Annotated in this window: 21 protein-coding genes; 2 read left to right on the plus strand and 19 right to left on the minus strand. The window is 60.5% G+C overall.

Translation table 11 applies throughout. The annotated features are described in order from the left end of the window. Nucleotides 1-21: 21 nt before the first annotated feature. The gene (locus EM858_RS12695) at nt 22-1,068 is read left to right on the plus strand and encodes a GlxA family transcriptional regulator (protein WP_162936915.1); all 1,047 of its coding nucleotides are present in this window, start codon (nt 22-24) and stop codon (nt 1,066-1,068) included. A gap of 59 nt (nt 1,069-1,127) precedes the next feature. Here EM858_RS12695 and EM858_RS12700 read toward each other — a convergent pair whose 3' ends face one another. The 18 genes from EM858_RS12700 to EM858_RS12785 form a co-directional block, all read right to left on the minus strand. After that, nucleotides 1,128-2,432 (minus strand): IS701 family transposase, encoded by a 1,305-nt coding sequence (locus EM858_RS12700; RefSeq protein ID WP_127756878.1) that lies wholly within the window; start codon nt 2,430-2,432, stop codon nt 1,128-1,130. A 72-nt stretch (nt 2,433-2,504) separates the two neighbouring features. Beyond that, a complete protein-coding gene (locus EM858_RS12705) occupies nt 2,505-2,837 on the minus strand; it encodes a cytochrome C oxidase subunit IV family protein (RefSeq protein WP_127756879.1) in 333 nt (110 codons plus the stop codon). A 14-nt stretch (nt 2,838-2,851) separates the two neighbouring features. Then, nucleotides 2,852-3,577, minus strand: coding sequence for a heme-copper oxidase subunit III family protein (locus EM858_RS12710; protein WP_080820328.1), 726 nt, complete (start codon nt 3,575-3,577; stop codon nt 2,852-2,854). 12 nt (nt 3,578-3,589) lie between these two features. Then, nucleotides 3,590-4,294 carry a cytochrome c oxidase subunit 3 gene (locus EM858_RS12715; RefSeq protein ID WP_080820326.1) on the minus strand — a complete coding sequence of 235 codons (705 nt, stop codon included), beginning with the start codon at nt 4,292-4,294 and terminating at the stop codon, nt 3,590-3,592. Next, nucleotides 4,291-6,069, minus strand: a complete 1,779-nt coding sequence (locus EM858_RS12720; protein WP_127756880.1) for a cytochrome c oxidase subunit I — start codon at nt 6,067-6,069, stop codon at nt 4,291-4,293. The genes EM858_RS12715 and EM858_RS12720 overlap by 4 nt, the downstream gene beginning before the upstream one ends. Nucleotides 6,070-6,123: 54 nt before the next feature. Beyond that, nucleotides 6,124-6,939 carry a cytochrome c oxidase subunit II gene (locus tag EM858_RS12725; protein ID WP_127756881.1) on the minus strand — a complete coding sequence of 272 codons (816 nt, stop codon included), beginning with the start codon at nt 6,937-6,939 and terminating at the stop codon, nt 6,124-6,126. 289 nt (nt 6,940-7,228) lie between these two features. Further along, a complete protein-coding gene (locus EM858_RS12730) occupies nt 7,229-8,044 on the minus strand; it encodes a DUF2189 domain-containing protein (protein ID WP_127756882.1) in 816 nt (271 codons plus the stop codon). Nucleotides 8,045-8,187: 143 nt separating this feature from the next. After that, nucleotides 8,188-9,633: an FGGY family carbohydrate kinase gene (locus tag EM858_RS12735; protein WP_080820318.1), complete on the minus strand. Its 1,446-nt coding sequence runs from the start codon at nt 9,631-9,633 to the stop codon at nt 8,188-8,190. Beyond that, nucleotides 9,633-10,853, minus strand: coding sequence for an FAD/NAD(P)-binding oxidoreductase (locus EM858_RS12740; protein WP_080820316.1), 1,221 nt, complete (start codon nt 10,851-10,853; stop codon nt 9,633-9,635). The genes EM858_RS12735 and EM858_RS12740 overlap by 1 nt, the downstream gene beginning before the upstream one ends. Then, nucleotides 10,850-12,247: an NAD(P)/FAD-dependent oxidoreductase gene (locus EM858_RS12745; RefSeq protein ID WP_080821055.1), complete on the minus strand. Its 1,398-nt coding sequence runs from the start codon at nt 12,245-12,247 to the stop codon at nt 10,850-10,852. Before EM858_RS12745 ends, EM858_RS12740 begins: the two co-directional genes overlap by 4 nt. Before the next feature lie 144 nt (nt 12,248-12,391). Beyond that, nucleotides 12,392-13,186, minus strand: coding sequence for an ABC transporter permease (locus EM858_RS12750; protein WP_127756883.1), 795 nt, complete (start codon nt 13,184-13,186; stop codon nt 12,392-12,394). A 13-nt stretch (nt 13,187-13,199) separates the two neighbouring features. After that, nucleotides 13,200-14,078, minus strand: a complete 879-nt coding sequence (locus EM858_RS12755) for an ABC transporter permease (protein WP_080820311.1) — start codon at nt 14,076-14,078, stop codon at nt 13,200-13,202. Further along, nucleotides 14,075-15,148: an ABC transporter ATP-binding protein gene (locus EM858_RS12760; protein ID WP_020812345.1), complete on the minus strand. Its 1,074-nt coding sequence runs from the start codon at nt 15,146-15,148 to the stop codon at nt 14,075-14,077. Before EM858_RS12760 ends, EM858_RS12755 begins: the two co-directional genes overlap by 4 nt. Nucleotides 15,149-15,425: 277 nt before the next feature. Beyond that, entirely contained in the window at nt 15,426-16,466 is a 1,041-nt protein-coding gene (locus tag EM858_RS12765) for an ABC transporter substrate-binding protein (RefSeq protein ID WP_080820309.1), read from the minus strand. A 62-nt stretch (nt 16,467-16,528) separates the two neighbouring features. Continuing rightward, the gene (locus tag EM858_RS12770; RefSeq protein ID WP_080820308.1) at nt 16,529-17,194 is read right to left on the minus strand and encodes an RraA family protein; all 666 of its coding nucleotides are present in this window, start codon (nt 17,192-17,194) and stop codon (nt 16,529-16,531) included. Nucleotides 17,195-17,209: 15 nt separating this feature from the next. After that, the gene (locus EM858_RS12775) at nt 17,210-17,992 is read right to left on the minus strand and encodes a carbon-nitrogen hydrolase family protein (protein WP_210305586.1); all 783 of its coding nucleotides are present in this window, start codon (nt 17,990-17,992) and stop codon (nt 17,210-17,212) included. Nucleotides 17,993-18,139: 147 nt separating this feature from the next. Further along, nucleotides 18,140-19,048, minus strand: a complete 909-nt coding sequence (locus EM858_RS12780; protein ID WP_020812348.1) for a LysR family transcriptional regulator — start codon at nt 19,046-19,048, stop codon at nt 18,140-18,142. A gap of 219 nt (nt 19,049-19,267) precedes the next feature. Next, the gene (locus tag EM858_RS12785; RefSeq protein ID WP_003521973.1) at nt 19,268-19,927 is read right to left on the minus strand and encodes a hydrolase; all 660 of its coding nucleotides are present in this window, start codon (nt 19,925-19,927) and stop codon (nt 19,268-19,270) included. Nucleotides 19,928-20,077: 150 nt separating this feature from the next. Here EM858_RS12785 and EM858_RS12790 point away from each other — a divergent pair, with 150 nt between their 5' ends. Beyond that, nucleotides 20,078-20,998: a LysR family transcriptional regulator gene (locus EM858_RS12790; RefSeq protein ID WP_080820304.1), complete on the plus strand. Its 921-nt coding sequence runs from the start codon at nt 20,078-20,080 to the stop codon at nt 20,996-20,998. A gap of 35 nt (nt 20,999-21,033) precedes the next feature. Here the strand turns inward: EM858_RS12790 and EM858_RS12795 are convergent, their stop codons facing one another. Further along, on the minus strand, nt 21,034-21,387 hold the full coding sequence (locus tag EM858_RS12795) for an antibiotic biosynthesis monooxygenase (RefSeq protein WP_080820300.1): 354 nt from the start codon (nt 21,385-21,387) through the stop codon (nt 21,034-21,036). Between the last annotated feature and the right edge of the window lie 122 nt (nt 21,388-21,509).

The following is a 21,509-nucleotide window of genomic DNA, read 5'->3' on the forward strand; positions in this document are numbered from 1 at the left end:
TGGACAATCGCGTCTGTTTGCATGAATATTTGCGTCATGACCTCACACCGCGCCAGAAAACGCCTCAGCGTCGCCTTCCTGCTTGCCGACCGCTTCACGCTGTCGGCCTTCGCGAATTTCGTCGATGTGCTGCGCCTTGCGGCCGATGAGGCGGACCGTTCGCGGCCTATCCTGTGCGAATGGTCGGTGCTTTCGGCAACCATGAGCAGCGTGCAATCAAGCTGCGGCGTGAAGGTGCAGCCGGATACACGGCTGATGGACGCCGGGCATTACGACTATATCGTCGTTGTCGGTGGCTTGATCAGCGATCACAGCGCCCTGCCGCAGGAGGCGCTGCGCTTCCTGAAGGAACGGGCGGCGGCGGGCGTTCCCATCGTCGGGCTATGCACCGGCGTTTTCATCCTGCACGAGGCCGGCCTGCTCGACGGTTATCGCTGCTGCGTAAGCTGGTTCCACCGCCAGGATTTTCTCGACCGTTTCGATACAGTCCAGATGATCTCCGACCAGATCTTCGTCATCGACCGCGACCGGCTGACCTGTTCCGGCGGCCACGGCGCCGCGCATCTGGCAGCCTTCCTCGTCGAGCGCCATGTCGGCCAGTCCGCCGCCATCAAAAGCCTCAACATCATGATGATCGACAGCGCGCTGAGCGGTGAAAAGCCTCAACCCGGCCAGCAGAGCGCGCGCAAGGCCAACGATCCCCTCGTAAAAAAAGCGATCCTGCGGATGCAGCAGAATATCGAGGTTCCGAGAACCGTGCTGGAACTGGCGAATGATCTCGGCCTTGGCCGCCGCAGCCTCGAACGGCGTTTCCTCGCCGACCTGGGCGCAACGCCTTCCAAGGTCTATCTCGAGCTTCGGCTGGATCGCGCTTTGTCGCTGCTGCGCACGACGCGTGACAGCATCACCCAGATTGCGCTCGCCACCGGTTTTTGCGATGCGCCGCACCTTTCCCGCACGCTACGAGCCGAGCGCGGTTTCACCCCCAGCGAATATCGCAAGACTCAGGCCGGCCACGTCGCAACCGAAGAGGAATTCGCCGTCGGCGTGCTGCTTCCACAATCCTGAAAATCTTGCCCCTGTTCTAGCACTACTTTGGCAGATTCAATTTCCGGGACGGCTGGAACCTAATTCGGCAATGTGGACATCGTTGTGGTGGTTGGTGCTGCGACAGCGCGGCGATCACCATGCGTCGAATGGTCGGCAGTGTCGGCTTGGGCGGGCCGTGCTTCTTCCTTTTTTTCCCGCTTTGCCTTGTGTAGGCGCTGATGTTGCAAGAAGGCGTAAGCGATCATCGTCATCAGTGCGTGTCGATGGAGGCCCTGCCATGATCGGCCTTCAAAGTGATCGAGGCCGAGCTCTTCCTTCATCTGCTGATGGGCCTGCTCGCAGACCCATCGCGCTTTGATGGCAGCCGCGAGCGCTTGCAAGGTCGCCTCGGCCGGCAGATTGGAGAGATAATATTTGCGCTCGTCGTTTGAGCGCCATTCACCAACGAGCCACGCCTCTTCGCCCGGCATATGCTGCTGTCCCTTGTCGAGGATGCGTTGCGGGTTGCCATCAGCAATCCGAATGCGTAGGGCAGCGAAGCGTGCGGTCAATCGACCTTTCGTGCCATGACGCCAACTGACCTTCTTCCAGGTGGTTCCTTCCAGGATCGTTTCGGCTGCGGTCGAAAGGGTGTCGGGGATTGAATGCTTGCGCGGCCTTCCATGGCTGGCGACAGGAAAGATCAATGCAACATCATGAGGATAAACCTTCTGATGCTTGGGAATACCGACAGCCCAGGTGAGATTGCGTGCACTGAGCCCCTGGCGAAACGCAGCCGACAGACCATAGCCGGCATCCGCAAGCACGGTGCCAAACCGCACGCCCGCGGCAATCAGCCGATCGATCTCGTCGAGCGCGATCTCCGGTTTGGTGCGGGATCGGCGCATCTCCTCGGGAACCCCAGCCTTAGTCATCCGATCCTGATCGCTGGTCCAACTCTCGGGCAGGAACAGCCGTAAGCCCACTGGGACGGGAACCTCGTCGCGGGCCAGCGTCAACGACACCAGCGTCTGGCAATTGGCGCGCTTACCGAGCATTGACGCATACTGCGGCGCGACCCCAACAGAATGGTCGCCCTTCTTCGGCAGGCCTGTGTCGTCGATCACTAGAAAAGCATCCGAAGCCCCGACAATCTTGTCGGCCTGCACCGCCAGTTCCGCCTCAAGGGGACCGGCATCCCAAATCCCATCCGAGATGAAATGATGCAGACGGTCATAGCGATCAGGCGCGAGACGTTCCGCCATCGGCTCGATACTCTTGCGATCGCCAGGTCCGATCAGGCCCGAAACATAGACCGGGCACATCTGCCGCCGCTTCTTGTGACCAAGCTTCTCAACGAACGGCTTCAGCCAATCCGCCAGTGCAATATCCAGCTCCGCCATCTCGCGCACCCCTGTGAAAGTGCCCAAGATGGCCCATCATCGTAAATAGCCGGTTAATCTGCCAAAGTAGTGCTAGGAACCCGCACCCATGAAGGTCACCCGGGTAAGAGCCGTATAGTTGGATTCCGAGGCCATCAGGGCGGCGAAGACGAGTACGAGGACCGGCGGAAGCAGGATGACGTAGATCAGGACCAGCCGTTCCCAGGCCAAATGCATGAAAATCGCCATGATCAGCCCTGCCTTCAGGATCATGAACAGGATGATCAAGGACCATCTCGGATAGCTCTGAATGCCGAGATAATCGACCATATAGGAGAAGGCGCTGAGGACGAAAAGCAGTCCCCAGACCACCATGTAAAGTCTTATCGGATGCTGCTGTCCCTGTTGTGACTGTTGCTGTGCCATGATGCCATCCTCACTCACCACAGATAGAAGAATGCGAAGATAAAGACCCACACCAGATCCACGAAGTGCCAGTAGAGCCCCGTTATCTCGACGATCTCGTATTGTCCCTTGCGGCTGGTGAAAAATCCCCGCCTTTCCTCATCGAAATCTCCCCGCCACACCTTGCGCGCGACGATGAGAAGAAACAGGACGCCGATGGAAACATGGGTGCCGTGAAAACCCGTGATCATGAAGAAAGCCGAACCGAACTGCGCCGCACCCCACGGGTTTTCCCAGGGACGAACGCCCTCTTCGATCAGCTTGCTCCATTCGAATGCCTGCATTCCCACGAATGTCGCGCCAAGCGCTGCCGTCGCCACCATCAGCGCTGCGGTTTTGCGACGGTCGCGGCGATATGCGAAATTGACGGCCATGGCCATCGTGCCGCTGCTGCTGATGAGGACGAAGGTCATGATGGCAATCAGGATCAGCGGAATGTGCCTGCCGGCAATCGTGAGCGCGAAAACCTCGCTCGGATTGGGCCAGGCGACGGTGGTGGACATGCGTGCGGTCATGTAGGCCAAAAGAAAACAACCGAAAATGAAGATATCGCTCAGGATGAATATCCACATCATCGCCTTGCCCCAGGAGACGTTCTTGAACGCCCGCTGGTCCGATGACAGATCGGCGGCGATGCCGCGCAGTCCCGCCGGCCGCAGATGCGGATCACTTACCGGTCTTTCCTCCATGGATGCGGCCATGATCGACACTCCTCAGGTGACCAATTGACGGCAGAGATCGACGAAACTGTTCGCCCAGCCGGCGAAAAGCGCAAAAAGGACCAGCCAGACGACCAGCATGAAATGCCAGTAGATGGCGCACAGCTCCACACTCAGGCGCATTCTTGCCGACAAGCGCTCGCTCCGGGCACGGATTGCGGTGCGTCCAAGCACGAAAAGCCCGCCCACTATATGCAGGCCATGCAGGCCAGTGATCATGTAGAAGAAGCTGTTCGATGGGTTATCCGCCAGAACATAGCCCGCGGAGATGAGTTGCCGCCACGCCAGGAATTGACCGCCGATGAAGAAAACAGCCGTCGCAAAGGCTGTCACAAGAGCCGCATTCAGCCTGTCGCGATGATCTGGACGGATTTCGGTTTTCGCCCATTGCAGCGCCAGACTGCTGGCGGCGAGCGCCGCGGTGTTCACCCATAACAGTCCGGGGATCGGGATACCCCACCAGTCGGCGCCGCCCATGCGGCCGAGATAGGCGCTGATGAGCAGGGTGAACAAGGCACCGACGACCGCGAGAAATATCCCAAGTCCGACTTTCGCAATCGTCGCCGAGGATCCCTGCATCTCCGGCGCATCGCCTGCCAGACCGACTTCCAGCCAGGGCTTCGAGGCCAGCCGCTGCCGCGCCATCCACCAGCCGATGATACCGGCGATCCCGGCCATGAAGACGAGGATGGCGCTCATGACAGGGCCCTCTCGGAAGGCCCGGCCGCCGCCGGCTGGTTTTGCGGCAGGAAGTCCTCGGCCGCGCCTGGCACGCTGTAATCATATGGCCAGCGATAAACGACCGGCAACTCCTTGCCCCAGTTGCCATGAACCGGCGGGGTCTGCGGCGTCTGCCATTCCAGTGTTGTCGCCCGCCACGGATTGCCGACCGCCTTTTTGCCCCAGCGCAGGCTCCATTCGAGATTGAACACGAACAGCAATTGCGCCGCACCGACGATGAGCGCGGCCCAGGTGATGAACATGTTCAACGTGTGCGCCGAATCTGGAATGAAAGCCGTTTCGCCCAGCTCATAATAGCGGCGCGGCACGCCCATCAGCCCGAGATAATGCATCGGGAAGAAGATGGCATAAGCACCGAGAAAGGTGACCCAGAAATGGACGTGCCCCATCGCCTCGTTCAGCATCCGGCCCGTGACTTTCGGATACCAGTGGTGAATCGCACCGAAGATCACCATAATCGGCGCGACCCCCATCACCATATGAAAATGGGCGACCACGAACATCGTATCCGAAAGCGGCACATCGACGACGACATTGCCGAGGAAGAGACCCGTCAATCCGCCATTGATGAATGTGACGATGAAGGCGAGCGCAAACAGCATCGGCAGGGTGAGATGGATATCGCCGCGCCAGAGCGTGAGCACCCAGTTATAGACCTTGATCGCCGTCGGCACCGCGATGATCAGCGTCGTGGTTGCGAAAAAGAACCCGAAATTGGGGTTCATGCCGCTGACATACATATGATGCGCCCAGACGACGAAGCTCAGCCCTGCGATGATGACGATCGCCCAGACCATCATGCGGTAGCCGAAGATATTCTTGCGCGCATGTGTGCTGATCAAATCCGAGACGATGCCGAAGGCGGGAAGTGCGACGATATAGACTTCCGGATGGCCGAAGAACCAGAACAGGTGCTGGAACAGGATGGGACTGCCGCCCCCATGCTTCAATTGTTCGCCCATTTCCACGATGGCCGGCATGAAGAAGCTCGTGCCGAGCAGCCGGTCGAACAACATCATGACGGCGGCGACGAAGAGCGCCGGGAAAGCGAGCAGCGCCATGGCGGTCGCCGTGAATATGCCCCATATCGTCAATGGCATGCGCATCAGCGTCATGCCCCGCGTGCGTCCCTGCAGCACGGTGACGACGTAATTCAGCCCGCCCAAAGTGAAGCCGATGATGAACAGGATCAGCGATGACAGCATCAGGATGATGCCCCAGTCGCGCCCTCCCGGCGTTCCCGAAAGAAGCGCCTGCGGCGGATAGAGCGTCCAGCCGGCGCCCGTCGGCCCGCCGGGTGCGAAGAAACCGGCCACCAGCACAAGGACGGCGGAGAGGTAGAGCCAGTAGCTCAGCATATTGGCATAGGGAAACACCATGTCGCGCGCGCCGAGCATCAGTGGGATCAGGTAGTTGCCGAAACCGCCGAGAAACAGCGCGGTGAGCAGGTAGATCACCATGATCATGCCATGCATGGTGATGAACTGATAATAATGTTCCGCATCGATGAAGGAGAAATAGCCGGGAAAACCGAGTTGCAGCCGCATCAGCCAGGAAAGCACCAGCGCCACCATGCCGATTGCGATGGCTGTCAGGAAATATTGAATGGCAATGATCTTGGCATCCTGGCTGAAGACATATTTCGTCCACCAGCTTTTCGGGTGATAAAGCTCGACGTCCTCGACTTCAGCGGGCTGAATGACCTGCCCGGCGCCGGATCCAATCTCGACCATGTTCCATCCTCCCTGTTCCCCCGATGCGATCTTCCCTTCCAATATGCACGGCGCTTATCTGGCCGCCGACGTTTCCGCCGAGGCCAGCAATTTCGAGAAAGTCGGCTGCTGCTGCAGCCAGGCTTGATAGTCGGTTTCGGTATCGACGATGACGGTGCCGCGCATCTGCGGATGGCCCACGCCGCACAGTTCCGCGCAGAGAACCTCGAAGGTTCCCGTCCGGGTCGGCGTGAACCAGTAATAGGTGACCGAACCGGGGATCATGTCCATCTTGGCCCGGAACTCCGGCACATAGAAATCATGCACGACATCGACCGCGCGCAGCAGCATTTTCACCGGCCTGCCGGCGGGCAGATGCAACTCGGCGCCTTCAACGATGACGTCGTCCATTCCGGCGGGATCGTTCCTGTTCAGGCCGAGCGGATTGTCGGGTGCAATAGCGCGCGTATCCGCCCGCCCGAGCCGTCCGTCCGCTCCCGGCAGCCGGAACCTCCATTGCCATTGCTGACCGACGACTTCCACCTCGCTCGCACCGTCCGGAACGGTCACGAACTGGTTCCATACGAAGAGGCCCGGCACAAGCATCGCAGCCACCCCAACCCCGGTCCCGCCCGCCAGCCACCATTCCAGGCGCTTGTTTTCGGGCTCGTATGCCGCCCGGTTTCCGGCGCGATGCCTGAAGCGGAACACGCAATAGGCGACGAACAGCACGACGGCCGAGAAAACGAAGCCGGTGATCCAGAAAGTGATGATGATCGTATTGTCGATATAGCTCCAGTTCGAGGCTATCGGCGTCCACCACCACGGGCTTAGCAGGTGGAATACGATCGATCCCACCACCAGCAGAACGAGAATCACAACGACAGCCATCGTCTCCTCCCGTGACCCGGCTACGAATACTTCTACAACCCCATCGCGAAGTATATTAGAATTATCTCATAAATTGATCGGGCGGGCAATTACGATGGCGCCTGCGGCAGTATCCTCTTCCTGTGCTACGGCCTCAATCGGGAAGGCAATCCCGAAAAGCAGACAGATCGGAAAAAACGATACCACATGGCGTCCCCGCACTCTCCATGGCCGTCCCAACCGCCGCGGCTCCCCTCAGCGGGGCCGCAACGGCAGGGAGGATGATTACGGATAGATTTCCTCTATGAATTCAGGGCATGCGGCTTGGATAATCGGAGACGATCAGTTTTCGATAGAGGTGCCAGGTCGAGTGACCGAGGATGGGCATGACGACCGCGAGGCCGATAAATACCGGGATCGTACCGACGACGAGCAACGCCGCGACGATCAATCCCCAAAGCGCCACCGGAACCGGGTTGGCAAGCGTGGCGCGGATGCTTGCATCCACCGCCGCGACTGCGCCGACATCCCGGTCGAGCAGCAGCGGGAACGCCACCACCGTTGTCGCCAGCACGACGACCGCGAAAACGAAACCGGCCAGATTACCCCAGATGATGAGGGAGAGACCTTGCGAGGTCGTCAATACGTCCGACAGAAAGGTGGAGAGCGAAACCGGACCGGTCGCATCGAAAGTCGCAGTGTAGATGCTCTGCGCAACAATCAACCAGACGACGAAAAGCACGAACAGCATGACGGCGACCGCGATGATCGACGGCAGGGCCGGAGAGTGACGAACCTCTAACGCGTGCCGCCAGGAGGTGTCCAGACCCTGTTCGCGCCGCCGGCTGATTTCATAAAGCCCGATGGCCGCGATCGGACCAATCAGTGCAAAACCCGACATCAGCGGATAAATAACCGGCAGCAGATTGGCGCCGGAACTCCACATCACCAGAAAAACACCGGCGATCGGATACATAAGACAGAGAAAAACATAGTGGGACGGCTTTTCTTTAAAGTCCTCAAGTCCCAGCTTCAACGCATCCACAATATCCGGGATGCCAATCTTGCGGACTTCCGGGCGGGCAAATTCACCACTCGCACCGGCCATGACATGGAATGCCGTCATAGCACTTCTCCTCCTGCGCCATGATCCGGCTGGCGGTACAGGAACGCTCGGTGATTTCTTATCGACGCGTCAAACCGCAACCGGCTGTTTTGTAATTTATCAAATTCCGTCGCCTTTGTCGCCTGTTCTTTAAATTGGTAAAATCAGATGCCCGCTGCAGGCACGGTCGACAGAACCGCACTTGTGCAGGTTTTGGATCGTTGCCAGCTCCGTGCACTGTCTATGGCGCGTGCGAAGCGGGCATGGTCTTCAGCATCGACCGATCCGTCGGGGGCGAATATCTCGGCATCGCCTCGCAGGGCCGCGACATCGACGCCGCACAGTTCCGCCAGACCGAGCGCGGTCAACTCGCGCATGGCGGGCACGCAAATGGTTCGACCGCTGGCGGCGGCCAGAAAGCGAGCGAAATAGCGGCTGTTCGACAAGCCGCCATCGATGGAGATCGTGTCGCCTATGGGGGCGACCGCCGATGCCGCCTCGATCAGCCGCGCCGTCAGCAGGGCAATGCCTTCCAGCACGGCGCGCACCATGTCACGCCGCTCGGTCGCGTGGTCCATGCCTATGAACAACGGCACGGCCCGCCTGTCCCAATAGGGCGCGGCAAGGCCAGAAAGGGCGGGCACGAAGACAAGGCCTCGGCGAATGGCCGGTGGTCCCTCGAAACCGTCGAGTTCGGTATTTTCAGCATAGAGGCCGATGTTTTTCGCCCATTCAAGCGCCGCGCCGGCATCATAGATCCCGCCTTCGATGGCGAAAACCGCAGGCACTTCCTGCATTTGCCAGCCAATGGTCGGCAGAAGCTCTCCCGTCAAAGGCCGCCCGTTACCGGCAACGGCCAGCAGAAAGGCCCCGGTTCCGAAGGTTATTTTGCAATCGCCGGCCTTGCGGCAGCCATGCCCATAAAGTGCTGCCTGCTGATCGACGATGGAAACGCGGATGGGCGTTCCCTCAACCGCGCCGAAGCCGCCCTCGACAGGACCGATTATGGGCAGGCAATCCAGCGGCACGCCGTGAAGCGCGCAGAGTTCCGGACTCCAGTCTCCGGTTGAAAGATCGAGCAGACCCGTACGCGACGCCGTTGCAAGGTCGGTGCGGAAACAGCCCGTCAGCCGGTCCAGAAAAAAAGCATCGGTGGTGCCCAGCCGCAAACGTCCTGCGGCGCGTGCCTGCGCCACCGCCGGATTGTGCCTGACCAGCCAGGCCAGTTTGCTGGCCGAAAAATAGGGATCGAGCGGCAGCCCGCAAATCTCTTTCGAACGATCCGTTGCCGAAGACGGCAGGGCGGCCAGCGCTTCGGCGGTGCGGGCATCCTGCCAGACGATGACCGGCGACAGCGCCTCGCCGCTCACGGCATCCCACGCCAGGCAACTCTCGCCCTGATTGGCGATGGCGATGGCATCCACCGGGCCGGCGGCAGCCAGCGCCGCGCGGATGTTGCCCAGCAATTCTTCCGGATCATGTTCCACATGGCCGGCGGCCGGATAAAATTGCGCGTGACGCCGGCTGGCCACGACCTCCGCCGTGCCGCCATCGCTCACCACAAGGCACCGGGTCGATGTCGTTCCCTGATCGATTGCGGCAATACGCATCAATTGGCCTCCCGAAAATGAAAGGCAATCTGCCCCGCTTCAAACGCAGCGCCGGGAATGGGCACCAGTACACGGCGTTCAGGACGCCAACGGCCAGTCTTGCTCCACACTTCCGTTGCATCGAGATGCAGCGAAAGCCGGCCTTGAACGCGTCTGGTGAAACGAAGCTGAAAGTCGCGAAATGCGGGTCTGTCGAGCCCACCCGGCCGCAACATGGCGGGAACCGCCAGCTTGAGCGGATCGGCGAAGGTGACGGGCACCCCCGGTGCGCGGCATGGTTCCCGGGCGAGATCGTCAGCCACCGCCGCGCCAACCCGACGGCCTTCGCGAAACGCCCAGCCGCCCGTTTCCACAGCTCGCAAGACATTCCCGCCAGCGAAGAAGATCGGATTGGGCATCCGTCCGTCCTGATCGATCAGCGGCCCGGCGCTGCCTGCCGCAACATCCACGGGGGATGCATTGAGAAGCGCTGCCTCCGGCGTGAACCGCCCGGTGAGCAGAACACCGTCGCATTGAACTGTCAGGATGCGACCGTCCGCAAGACGGATATCGGCCTCCTCGACCCGGCCGCGTCCGCGAATATCCGTGAGTGTCGCACCACAATGAAAAGGCACCCCGGCCAGTCGCGGAAACCATTGAAAAGGCGACCGCGCCAGTGGATGAGGCTCCGGCTCGATCATCGCCACCGGCCGGACACGATGCGTCAGGCAGGTCAGGAGCGCGGAAAAGGAAACCAGTTCCGAACCGATGATAAGCGGCCGGCGAAAGGGCATGGTGCCGTGAAAGGCGACATAGGATTGCAGCGTGCCGGTGGTGACCACACCCACCGGCCGGTCGCCGGGCAGAAGCCGCGCGGAGCGTGGTTTTTCCCGCGCGCCGGTCGCAAGCACGATACGCCGGGCCTTTAGCGTCTCGACGCCGCGCGCCGATGCCACCAGCAGCACGCCATCCTGCCCGAGTTCCACCACGGAATGACCGGTGCGGATATCGACACCCGCATCCTGCGCCTGCCGCTGCAGGCGTTGCGCATAGGCCGGACCGAAATAGATGCGTCCGAATTCACGCATGCCGAAGGGCGAATGCAGGCAATGCCGGGTCGCGCCGCCAAGGGCCGGCTCGCGGTCGAGGATCATCACGCGGGCGATACCGCGCGCTTTCAGCTCCAGTGCCGCCGCCACGCCCGCCGGGCCGCCGCCGACCACGATCACATCCGCACTCATCGGTCGTCTCCCTCGCGAACGGCAAGCGGAGCTGCCAGACGGTCGCCCGTCATCGCGGCCAGCCGGGCGTTGCAATAAAAACCCTGACAGCGGCCCATGCCAGCGCGGGTGCGCCGCCGCAGCCCGCCGAAATCGCCCGGCGGCACCGGGCTTAAAAAGGTCGCCTCGATTTCGCGGCGCGTGACGAGTTCGCAATGACAGACGATTTCGCCGTGATCGGTACGCTGCCAGTCCCGCTCGCAGGTTTCCGTTAGGTTGGGCATCGTAACGTCGGGAGCCGAGGGCGGTGGGACAAAATGCATGCCGAAACCTTCGTGAAGCTTCAGCGCATGCTGCGCCAGGCCGAGTGCGGCGCTGAGGCCGGTGGAGCGAATGCCGCCGAGCGTGATCGCACGTCGGTCCGGTCGGGTGGAAATGCGGTAATGTTTCTTTTCAGACGCCGGCCGCACGCCGGCATAAACGGCGGTCACGGAAACGCAGGCCAGCGCCGGAACGATCTCCGCACCGCGCTCCAGCAGTGCTTCCAGCGTCGCCGTCTCGACCGTCGCGCGCTCCCGGTCTTCCTGCTCTTCCGCTGTCGGACCGACGAGAACATTACCGAAGGCGGTGGGGCACACCACGATGCCCTTGGTGATTTCGGTCGGAACGGGCAGGACGATACGCGGCACATGCCGACGGGCAGCCTTGTCCAGCACCACGAACTGTCCCTTGCGGGGCTTGATGGCGAAGTCGGGCGAAAGTCCCAGACGCGCATCGACGATATCGCCGAACAGCCCGGCGGCATTGACGACACTCGCGGCGAGGATAACGCCTGCGGTCGTCTCGATCCGCCACCCGCCGTCGAATACACCGGACAGGACTTCCGCGTTACGCACCAGCTGCGCGCCGAGCGCCACCGCCTGCGTGAGATAGCCGAGCGGCGCGGACCACGGATCGATGATATGTTCGCCCGGAACGTCGAGCGCGGCGACAAGGCGGTCGGAGAGGCCCGGCATGGTTTCGCGAGCATGCCCCGCCGTGAGAAGCTCAAGCCCGGCGATGCCGTTACGCCGCCCCTGATCGGCGATCGCCTGCAGTTTTTCCGCCTCGTCCGGGCTCCAGGCGCAAACCAGTGCGCCTGTTTCGACGAGGCTGAGGCCCATCTGCCCATGAATGGAGAGATATTCCGCCCGGCCTGCCTTCACCAGTTCCAGTTCCACACTACCTTCCGGCGCATCGAAGCCGGTATGGAGGATGGCGCTATTGGCCTTGGAGGCGCCGGAGAGGATATCGGGGCCTTTCTCGATGACCACCACCTTCGCACCGGCCAGCGCGAAACGGCGGGCGACCGCGCAACCGACCACACCGGCGCCGATGACGGCGACATCAAATTCCGTGGAGGGGATTTCAGCCATGGGCTTCCCTTTGCCTTCGTCTTTCAAAGCGAAATCAACGGGCGCGACGGATCGCGCCGATGCAGCAGCAGCGTTCATAAACGGGAGTGAAATTCGCGCCTGTGCCAGTAGGGGCAGCCAGCGCCAGCGGGCGGCCCCGCGACTTTATTTCACGAAAGTCTTGGTCAGGCCCGCCGTGCGGTCGACGATGAGGACGACGGCAAGGGTGAGCACGATCAAGAGAACGGAAATGGCCGCAACGAGCGGATCGGCCTGCGTTTCCACATGCTGATACATGGCGACGGGAAGCGTGGTGATGCGCGGGCCGGTGAGGAACAGCGAAATCACTGCTTCATCGAACGACACCAGAAAGGAAAGTGCCGCCGTGGCCACCACGCCCGGCGCGATCATCGGCATGGTCACGCGTCGGAAAATCGTGAGCGGGGATGCCCCGAGCGTGGAGGCGGCCTCCTCGAAGATCAGCGGCAGGCCGGCAAGCGAGGTGGTGAGAACACGCAGCGCATAGGGCAGCACGATGATGAGATGGGCAATCACCAGACCCGTGAAGGTGCCGAGCAGGCCCGCACCGGCAAAGACGATCAGGATCGCGAGGCCGAGAACGATGGTCGGCAGCAGCAGCGGCGCGGTGAAGAAGGCGAGAAGCGCATCCGCCCCAATCACCCGCATGCGCACGATGGCATAGGAGGCGGGCAGCGCTATCAGCATGGAGAGCGCGGTGACGATGACGGCGAGAAGGGTGCTGGTGCCGAGCGCTCCCATCATCTTGGAATTATGCATGAGATCGACATACCAGCGCAGGCTCCAGCCGGAGGGCGGAAAGGTCATGTAGCTATCGGCCGAAAACGCGATCGGCACGACGAGAACGACGGGCGCCAGCAGGAAAAGGAACATGATGAAGGCGACGATTTTCAGCGCCAGCGGAGCGGGACGTTCTTCCATCTTCGATCTCCTTTTAAAGAATGGCCCGCAGAAGCCGGGAATAGAGCACCAGGGCAGCGCCGAAAATCACGAGGATGATCATCGACAGCGTCGCGGCGAGCGGCCAGTTGAGCGTCACGATGGCCTGATCGTAGATTTCCGTCGCCAGAAGGAAGACACGTCCGCCGCCAAGCAGCTTGGGGGTGATGAACGAACTGACGGCGAGAACGAAGGAAAGCAGGCAACCGAGGGCGACGCCGGGCATGGTAAGCGGCACGATGATCCGCCAGAATACCTTCCACGGCGACGCGCCGAGCGTTTCCGCCGCCTCTTCGACACGCGGATCGAGCCTGCCGAAACCGGCAAGCAGCGCCAGGATCATATAGGGCATCAGGATTTCGGTTAGCCCGATGACGACGCCGACCTTGTTGAACAGCAGCCGCACGCCGCTTTCAGCGCCCAGTGCGAAGAGGATGTTGTTGATGAGGCCGTCATCGGCAAGGATCGCGATCCAGCCATAGGTGCGCACCACGGCCGAGGTGAGCAATGGCGAAATGACGAGCACCAGCAGCAGCGTCTTCCAGCGGCCCTGCGCCCGGTGAAGATAAAGCGCGATGGGATAGGAGGCGATGAGTGTGAGAACCGTGATTAGAAGGCTTGTCAGGATGCTCTGGCCGATCAGTTCGATATAAAAACCGTCGGTCAGGGTGGACGACCAGTTGTCGAGCGTGTGGGCCTCCCCGAGACCGCCGCCGCCAAGGCTTTCACGAAAGGAAAGCAGGAGCAGATTGAAGACGGGCATAACGAAGGCCAGCCCATTGACCGCAATGATCGGCCCGAGAAGAAGCGTTGCGAGAAACACCATGGAGGATGTGCGGCTGCCGGGAGCCGTGATCATGACCGCCGCTGTCATTGGCCTGCTCCGAAGACCAGCGTGTCCTCCACCCGCCAGACGAGGCTGACCGCGCTGCCCGCCGCCACAGGTGTTTCCCCGCCGGAAGTCGCACGCTCAACCGACAATGTCTGTCCGCCCGCGGCGATCTCGTAGTGAAGGATATCGCCTGCATAATAGACATCGCGAACCTCACCGGCGATGCGATTGACCGGCGCTCCGTCGAAATCGGGTGCGGCGTCACCGGCAACCGTCATGGCCATGCGGTGCGGCCGTACCATAAGGTCGATGGTGCCACTGTGCGAGCCGGGCGCACGCAATACCGCATCCCCGACCGTGATGTGATCGCCGACGGCATTACCGACCAGCCTGTTGGTGCGGCCGACGAAGGAGGCGACGAAAGCCGTTGCAGGGCGCTCGTAGAGATCGTGCGGCGTGCCGAGCTGTTCCAGACGCCCGCCATTGAGCACGGCGACCTTGTCGCACATACTGAGCGCCTCGACCTGATCATGGGTGACGAAGATGGAGGTGATGCCGAGCTGTTTCTGGATACGGCGGATTTCAGAGCGCATCTCGTCGCGCAGCTTGGCGTCGAGATTGGAAAGAGGTTCATCGAACAAAAGGATGGAGGGCTGGATGACCAGTGCACGCGCCAGTGCGACGCGCTGCTGCTGGCCGCCGGAAAGCTGGGCGGGCCGGCGATCCTCGCGCCCTTCCAGCCGCACCATGGCAATCGCTTCGCGTGCGCGCCGTTCCGCTTCGGCAGCCGGCACCTTGCGCATTTCAAGACCGAACATGACGTTCTTGAGAACCGTCATATGCGGGAAAAGCGCGTAGCTCTGAAAAACGAGGCCGATATCGCGCTTATAGGGCGCAAGCTGGGTCACATCCTTGCCGTCGATCAGGATCGAACCTGACGTCACGGGGGCAAGGCCGGCAATCATGCGCAGCGATGTTGACTTGCCGCAGCCGGATGGACCGAGGAAGGCAACCAGTTCGCCCTTGGGAATCTCGAGATTGAGATTATCCACGGCGACCATGGTTTCGTAGCGCTTGGTCAATGAACGAATCGAGAGAAATCCTGGCTGCATGATGTCTGAAGTTCCCATTCTGGCTTTTTGCCTTTCTCCAGAACATGTCCCATCCCGGCGGGGTCGCGGACATGCCCTGTCCCTTGATCTATGCAATCGCGGCGGAAATTCACCTGCACTCTGCGCGGCGCTTTCCCTATGCAGGCCCTCGGACCACCCACCCCTCCATCGATCCCAACACCGACGGAGGAAATGAGCCGGGGCCCATGCCGTTTCCGCATCCGCCCGAAGGGGATGCGGAAGTCTTGCCATTTTTCACGACAGAGACGCGAAAGCCTTAACGGCTGAGGGGGATGACCTTGCGGCGCCAGTCCTGCGTGATCTGGTCACGAACCTTCGAGAGGCCGATCCAGTCGACCGGGATAACCTTGTCCATCGCCTTGACGACCGTACGATCGCTGACATCGGGAGCCACCGTGGCCTTGGCGTTGGTCGGCGCATAATACATGGCGGCGGTGAAGGCGGCCTGAGCTTCCGGGCTCAGCGCGTAATCGATGAACTTGCGGGCCGCATCGGACGACGGGCCGCCCTTGACGAGGTTGAGCGTATTGATCTGCAGGATCGTGCCCTCCTTCGGAAGAACGACCTTCATCTTGCCCTTGGAACCATCGGCATTCACCTGGCTGCGGGCATTCCAGCCCACGCCCAGCGACACCTGGCCGTTAACCACAGTCGGATAGACTTCCGGCTTCGGTTCCCAGGTCTGGACGTTCAGCGCGACTTCCGCCATGGCATTGATGCCGGCGTCGATATTCTTGATGAAGTCGGTGCCGCCATTCATGTGGTCCATGATGATGGTCGTACCGATACCGACGATGTCAGGAGCGCTCAGCATAGCGATCTTGCCCTTTAAGGCGCTGTCTTTCAGGGCGTTCCAGCTGTCCGGTGCGGTCTTGATTGCATCGGTATTGTAGATGAGAACGAGGTTGTCGAAAGTCACGCCGACACCGGCGACGCCTTCGAAGCGGGCGTTCGGATAGAGGTCGGCAACGTTCTTGGTAACGCTTTCATCGACCTTGTCGAACAGGCCTTCGTCCGTGCCGGTTTTGGCGACGGAGACGTCCATCAGCGCGATATCGGATTGCGGAGCAGCTTTCTGCGCGCGCAGCGAGCCGAGCATGGCGGCGGAACCCTGCTGCGGGAAATAGTCTACCTTGATATCCGGGTTGGCGGCCATGAAAGGTTCGATGACGGCCTTGGTGTAACGCTCCTGGAAAAGGCCGCTATAGCCGAGGAACGTTACGGTCTGCTGGGCGTGCGCCGGCAGGGCGGCCGCGCCAAGCATGAGAATCCCACTCAGAAGTATCGATTTCTTCATTGTCCTGTTCTCCTCTATTGTTATTGGGAGTGGCGAACGGATCCGCCACCCGAAAGATTGTGTCAGGCGCTCAGCATGGCCTGGACGAATTTATTGGCGCCGGAAATGTCCGGCAGCTTCTCGCCGTTGCGCAGGCGCTCCAGAAGTACGATCTCGGCTTCCTGCATGCCGATGGCGCGTTCCGCCATGGCACGGGCCTGGCTCGGATGAAGGGCGACAACACCGCTTTCATCGCACAGGATCGCATCGCCCGGATTGATCATCTGGCCACCGACGCTGATCGGAATGTTGATCGCGCCTTCCAGACCAAGGATCTTGGTGGTGATGGGTGATGGGCCGCGGCACCACATGGGCATGTCGACCTTGGTGAACTCCGAGAAATCGGTCGCCGGGCCATCGACGACACCGGCTTTTACACCCGCCATCTTCATGGTGTTGGTGATGACGCCGCCCCAGCAGGCGTGACGGGTATCACCGCAACGGTCTATGAGAACGATATCGCCCGGACGCACGAGTTGCGTCAGGTAGTGGAGCATGGTCGAATCCGCATTCGGGATGCGCAGCGTGACGGCGGTGCCCGCCACGCGCTTGCCCGGAAGAACGGCCCGGATTTCAGGATCGACGAAACCGGAATGAAGCACATGGCCGATCGTTGCGACTTCGACCTTTTCAAGAAGCTCGATGATGTCGGCGCCGATCTGTTCCGGCATGGGGTTGACGATAAACATTGGGTCTTTCTCCGATCAGAGAACGTGGTGGTTCGCCACCGGCACGTTGGCGCGCACCTTGGCCGAATAGTCGAAATCGAGAACGGCGCCGGCAGTTCCGACAGTGTCGGAGCATTGCGCGACGATGTGACCCCACGGATCGATGACCATGGAATGACCCCAGCAAGCCTTCTTGCCGCCCGCATGGGTGCCGATCTGGCCGACAGCGAGGAAATATGTCTGGGTTTCGACAGCGCGGGCGCGGGCCAGCACTTCCCAATGGTCCTTGCCTGTCATCAGCGTGAAAGCGGCCGGCAGAACGATGACATCTGCACCCTTGTCCCGCAGGGCGCGGAACAGTTCCGGGAAGCGGATGTCGTAGCAGATGCCGCAACCGACCGTCCTGTCGCCAACCTTGTAGGTCACGACCTCTTCACCACGGGCAACGGAATCGGATTCGCGGTAGCTGATGCCGTTCGGCGTATCGACGTCGAACAGGTGAATTTTACGGTAACGGGCGATCTGTTTGCCGTCCGGGCCGAAAACGAGCGTCGAATTGTAGAAGCGGTTGCCTTCCTTCTCGACGATGGAACCGGCATGCAGCGTGATCGCGTGCTTTCTGGCCAGATCCGAAAGCAGCGAGTAAATCTCGCCGCCGGGGAATTCTTCCCCGCTCTCATGCATTTCCTGAGGATTATCTCCAAGAAATGCGAAGTATTCTGGAAGAACAACAAGATCAGGATTATCCGCCTTGACTGCCTTCTCAATTAAATCGGCAGCAACCTTGAGGTTTTCTGCCTTGTCGTTCTGGGTATTCATTTGAACAAGTGAGACTTTCACGTTGCTCTCCTCTCATGTTGCGAGGAGAATTAAGAACGGGAACTGTTTTCCTGACAAACGGAAAAACTCTATCGAAACCCATAAGGTAAGCTTATAGATTAATCATTTTGCGTTGCAGCATAAAATTTAAGCTGCGGCCGTCATCCATTGCGTGGTGGTTTCACTGACGATTTCCGTCGCCATGTCGGCAATGGCGCGGGCAAGCGCGTTGTCGCCTCGCTCCTGATAAACCGTGTGGAAGGTAAGAGGCGGCACCGGCGGCGTGATGTCGAGAATACGCGCTTCGCCCGATTTGATGATGCCGTCCACCAAAACGCGCGGCAAGGCGCCCACCCCGACGGCCGTGGCCACAAGACGCGTCATGATCGACAGCGAATTGGAATTGTAGATGCGGCTGTCGGACAGCCCGTGCGAATCGAGAAGCGCCCGCAATGCCTGGTGCGGTTGTGAGCCGGTCGAGAAGGTAAGAAGCGGAAAATGCGCGATATCTTCAAGCGTGACACCGGTTTCCGGCAGCGGCAGCTCGACGGCGCCGACCCAGCAGGATTCGAAGGTGCAAAGCGGTGAATTATAAATATCCGCAGCCATGATCGGCCCCATGATGAAACCGACATCCACCTCGCCGTTCTGAATGCGCTGCGAGAGTTTCAGGCTGGTATCAATGGTCAGATCGAGGCTGACACCGGGATATTGCTCGTTCACGCGGCGGATAAGCAGCGGCAGCCAGGCATAGACGATCGTATCAGCGGCACCTATCCGCACCGTACCCCTCAGCGCCTCGCGGTTACTGACGATCTGCCGGAATTCGCCGGTGAGGTTGACGATCTTTTCGGCATGTTGCAGCGCCAGACGACCGGCGGGCGTCAGGTTGACGCAGCGCACATCGCGCGTGAACAGCACGACACCGAGCTCCCGCTCCAAAGCGGCGATCCGGTTGGACACCGATGCTTGCGTTGTGTGCAAACGTTCCGCGGCTGCCGAAAAGCTGCTCAATCGGGCAGCCCAGAGAAAAGTTTCGAGGAATCGCGTATTCATGGGCTCAATCTTCTCGCATGGCTCCGCGATCCAGTTCCAAGTCTCTGGCTTCGTCTTGCCCTTGGCCTTTGTGGTTCAAGGGGCAGTATGTCCGATGCGCGCGCCCATAGGCAAGCGATCAAAGCCGGCGCCTCCCTTTCTCACGGGATTGCGCCGGCCTCGTTTGCAGAGCGGGAGAATGGCGGGAGCCAACAGGCACCCGCCATTCCTGCCCGGTTCTTAGTGACCGCCCTTTGTGGCCGGCACCGGCGTGTTGAGAAGCTGCTGCTCCCAGAGATAGGCGATGCCGCTGCCGCCGAAATGCTGGATGAGGATTTCGGTCAGTTCCTCGACATGCTCGGTGCGCGCCCAATCGCGCTGCCATTCGCCGGCGAGCGCCATCACGGTCATCGGGTTCGCGCCGGCCGCGATCATGCGCTGGATGGCAACTTCGTGAGACTCCTTCGAAATCCCGCCCGACGCATCGGTGATCACGGTCACGTCCCAGCCTTCGCCGGCTGCCTGGATGACGGGCATTGCAACGCAGACCTCGGTCCACAGGCCGGCGATGATCAGTTGCTTGCGGCCGGTCGCCTTGACGACGTTCACCACATTCTCGTCCTGCCAGGTGTTCACCCAGGTGCGATCGATGACTTCCTGGCCGGGAAACACGTCGGTAATCTGCTTGAAGAGCAGTCCGCCGCGCGCCGCGATCACGCTGGTAAGAACCGTCGGAACATTGAAGGCTTTTGCCAGCTTCGCCAGTGCGGTCGTGAGGTTGACCACAGCCTGCGGATCGTGGCTGTTCAGGTTTGCGAGTTGATAGGGCTGATGATCGATCAGAACGAGGACGGAATCTTCGGGGCGGAGAAGTGAATCGAGGCCGTTACGAAAGGTCATGGGTTCATCCTGTGTTGGCGGTTTATTGAAGCGCTTGCGCAAAGACATGCGCCCCTTCGGGCGTTGCCGCGGGACGAAACTTGTCATTCCTGTTTATGATGCGGTAGTCCTTGTCAGCGCCGAGCTGTGTCGCAGAATGAGGAACGCTGAGTGGATATCGAAGATCTTCGGACATTCGTCGAAGTTGCAGATGCGGGAGGCGTCACTTCGGCCGCACTGCGGCTCGGCATCTCCAAGTCGATGGTCAGCCGACGGCTCTTGCGGCTTGAAGCCGAGCTTGGCGTCCAGCTTCTGGCCCGATCCACACGCGGCGCTTCCCTGACGGAGGCGGGCGCAACCTTCAGGGACTATGCGGCAAGGATTTCAGCCGAAATCGATGTGGCGAGGGAGACAATTCTTCCGGCTGGCGAGCTCCGCGGGCGTCTGCGGATTGCTGCGCCGCTTTCTTTCGGCCCGACGCATTTTGCAATGGTGATTGCGCAAATGGCGCGCCGCTATCCCCAACTCCAGATCCAGACCTGTTACACGGATCGTTTCGTGGATCTGATCGCAGAAGGGTATGATTGTGCGATCCGGGTCGGCCACCTTCAGGATTCCAACCTTGTCGCCAGACGTGTCGGCCCCCTCTACGGAAGTTTCGTCGCCAGCCCGGACTATATCAGGGTCCATGGTTCTCCGGAGACACCGGAAGAACTCCTCACCCATCAGGCTCTCATGCAGGGAACGGAAACTTGGCAAGTGATGGATGGAGACAGGGTGACAAACATTCGCCCACAGGGACGTTTCAAGGCCGACAACGGAGCCGCCCTCGCCGTCGCAGCAGTTGCCGGTTTGGGGATCGCCGTGTTGCCCGACGATCTCATCAAGGATCATCTGGACTCGGGCGAGCTGGTCCGCGTCATGAAACGCTATCCGCCGCCGCCGGCGGGAATATTTGTCGTCAGACCGCCCGGCCAGCATCCGGCAAGAAAAATCCGGGTGCTGACCGAAATGCTAATCGAGTGCTTTGACCATGGCCCGGCGACGGTGTTCCGTTCCAATGCCGGGGGAAGCCCCCCGGCCGCCACCTGACCGGCGCGTTTTCAAAAACGAGCGCGCTCTATCCGTCACTCAGCAATGGGCCTCGGGAGAACCAGGTCGCCGACGGTGTATGTGTGAAACTCGCTTCTGGAGACGGTGTCCAGTTTCCGGAATTTTTCGACGAATTGCGGATCGGAAAAGAACTCGTCGACATTGCCGGTTCCCTGAATGGCCTCGACGTTGACGACCGTCTCTCCGTCGGTGCTTTTCGCAAGGCTGCTCCAGAGGAACCCTTCCTTTCGTTCGGCAACATAGTGAACGACATCCTGAATAATGGCGAAGGCTTCGTCCTGCTTTCCCGGATGGGCATGAATGACGTTGACAACGAAGGTCGTGGGAGCGGGGGAACCCGCAAAAGCTGCGATAGGTTTCGTTTCCATGAGTTATCTCCATTTGAAGCTCGGGCCATTTCGGCCGCGACGACATCTGGATATCGGAAGCAAAATAGCGGATAAACGAGCTGCTATTCTTAACATACCGGACAAAAATTCCTTAATCGCAG

The organism is Agrobacterium sp. CNPSo 2736 (assembly GCF_004005385.1).
In the GTDB taxonomy this organism is placed as follows: domain Bacteria; phylum Pseudomonadota; class Alphaproteobacteria; order Rhizobiales; family Rhizobiaceae; genus Agrobacterium; species Agrobacterium leguminum.

What these genes read in the sequence shown, in the direction of transcription:
- EM858_RS12715 (WP_080820326.1), bottom strand. Translation starts at nt 4,294, where the DNA reads ATGAGCGCCATCCTCGTCTTCATGGCCGGGATCGCCGGTATCATCGGC.
- EM858_RS12770 (WP_080820308.1), bottom strand. Translation starts at nt 17,194, where the DNA reads ATGTTTATCGTCAACCCCATGCCGGAACAGATCGGCGCCGACATCATC.
- EM858_RS12765 (WP_080820309.1), bottom strand. Translation starts at nt 16,466, where the DNA reads ATGAAGAAATCGATACTTCTGAGTGGGATTCTCATGCTTGGCGCGGCC.
- EM858_RS12720 (WP_127756880.1), bottom strand. Translation starts at nt 6,069, where the DNA reads ATGGTCGAGATTGGATCCGGCGCCGGGCAGGTCATTCAGCCCGCTGAA.
- EM858_RS12795 (WP_080820300.1), bottom strand. Translation starts at nt 21,387, where the DNA reads ATGGAAACGAAACCTATCGCAGCTTTTGCGGGTTCCCCCGCTCCCACG.
- EM858_RS12785 (WP_003521973.1), bottom strand. Translation starts at nt 19,927, where the DNA reads ATGACCTTTCGTAACGGCCTCGATTCACTTCTCCGCCCCGAAGATTCC.
- EM858_RS12775 (WP_210305586.1), bottom strand. Translation starts at nt 17,992, where the DNA reads ATGAATACCCAGAACGACAAGGCAGAAAACCTCAAGGTTGCTGCCGAT.
- EM858_RS12725 (WP_127756881.1), bottom strand. Translation starts at nt 6,939, where the DNA reads ATGGCTGTCGTTGTGATTCTCGTTCTGCTGGTGGTGGGATCGATCGTA.
- EM858_RS12750 (WP_127756883.1), bottom strand. Translation starts at nt 13,186, where the DNA reads ATGGAAGAACGTCCCGCTCCGCTGGCGCTGAAAATCGTCGCCTTCATC.
- EM858_RS12705 (WP_127756879.1), bottom strand. Translation starts at nt 2,837, where the DNA reads ATGGCACAGCAACAGTCACAACAGGGACAGCAGCATCCGATAAGACTT.
- EM858_RS12700 (WP_127756878.1), bottom strand. Translation starts at nt 2,432, where the DNA reads ATGGCGGAGCTGGATATTGCACTGGCGGATTGGCTGAAGCCGTTCGTT.
- EM858_RS12760 (WP_020812345.1), bottom strand. Translation starts at nt 15,148, where the DNA reads ATGCAGCCAGGATTTCTCTCGATTCGTTCATTGACCAAGCGCTACGAA.
- EM858_RS12755 (WP_080820311.1), bottom strand. Translation starts at nt 14,078, where the DNA reads ATGACAGCGGCGGTCATGATCACGGCTCCCGGCAGCCGCACATCCTCC.
- EM858_RS12780 (WP_020812348.1), bottom strand. Translation starts at nt 19,048, where the DNA reads ATGAATACGCGATTCCTCGAAACTTTTCTCTGGGCTGCCCGATTGAGC.
- EM858_RS12735 (WP_080820318.1), bottom strand. Translation starts at nt 9,633, where the DNA reads ATGCGTATTGCCGCAATCGATCAGGGAACGACATCGACCCGGTGCCTT.
- EM858_RS12745 (WP_080821055.1), bottom strand. Translation starts at nt 12,247, where the DNA reads ATGGCTGAAATCCCCTCCACGGAATTTGATGTCGCCGTCATCGGCGCC.
- EM858_RS12730 (WP_127756882.1), bottom strand. Translation starts at nt 8,044, where the DNA reads ATGACGGCATTCCATGTCATGGCCGGTGCGAGTGGTGAATTTGCCCGC.
- EM858_RS12695 (WP_162936915.1), top strand. Translation starts at nt 22, where the DNA reads ATGAATATTTGCGTCATGACCTCACACCGCGCCAGAAAACGCCTCAGC.
- EM858_RS12740 (WP_080820316.1), bottom strand. Translation starts at nt 10,853, where the DNA reads ATGAGTGCGGATGTGATCGTGGTCGGCGGCGGCCCGGCGGGCGTGGCG.
- EM858_RS12710 (WP_080820328.1), bottom strand. Translation starts at nt 3,577, where the DNA reads ATGGCCGCATCCATGGAGGAAAGACCGGTAAGTGATCCGCATCTGCGG.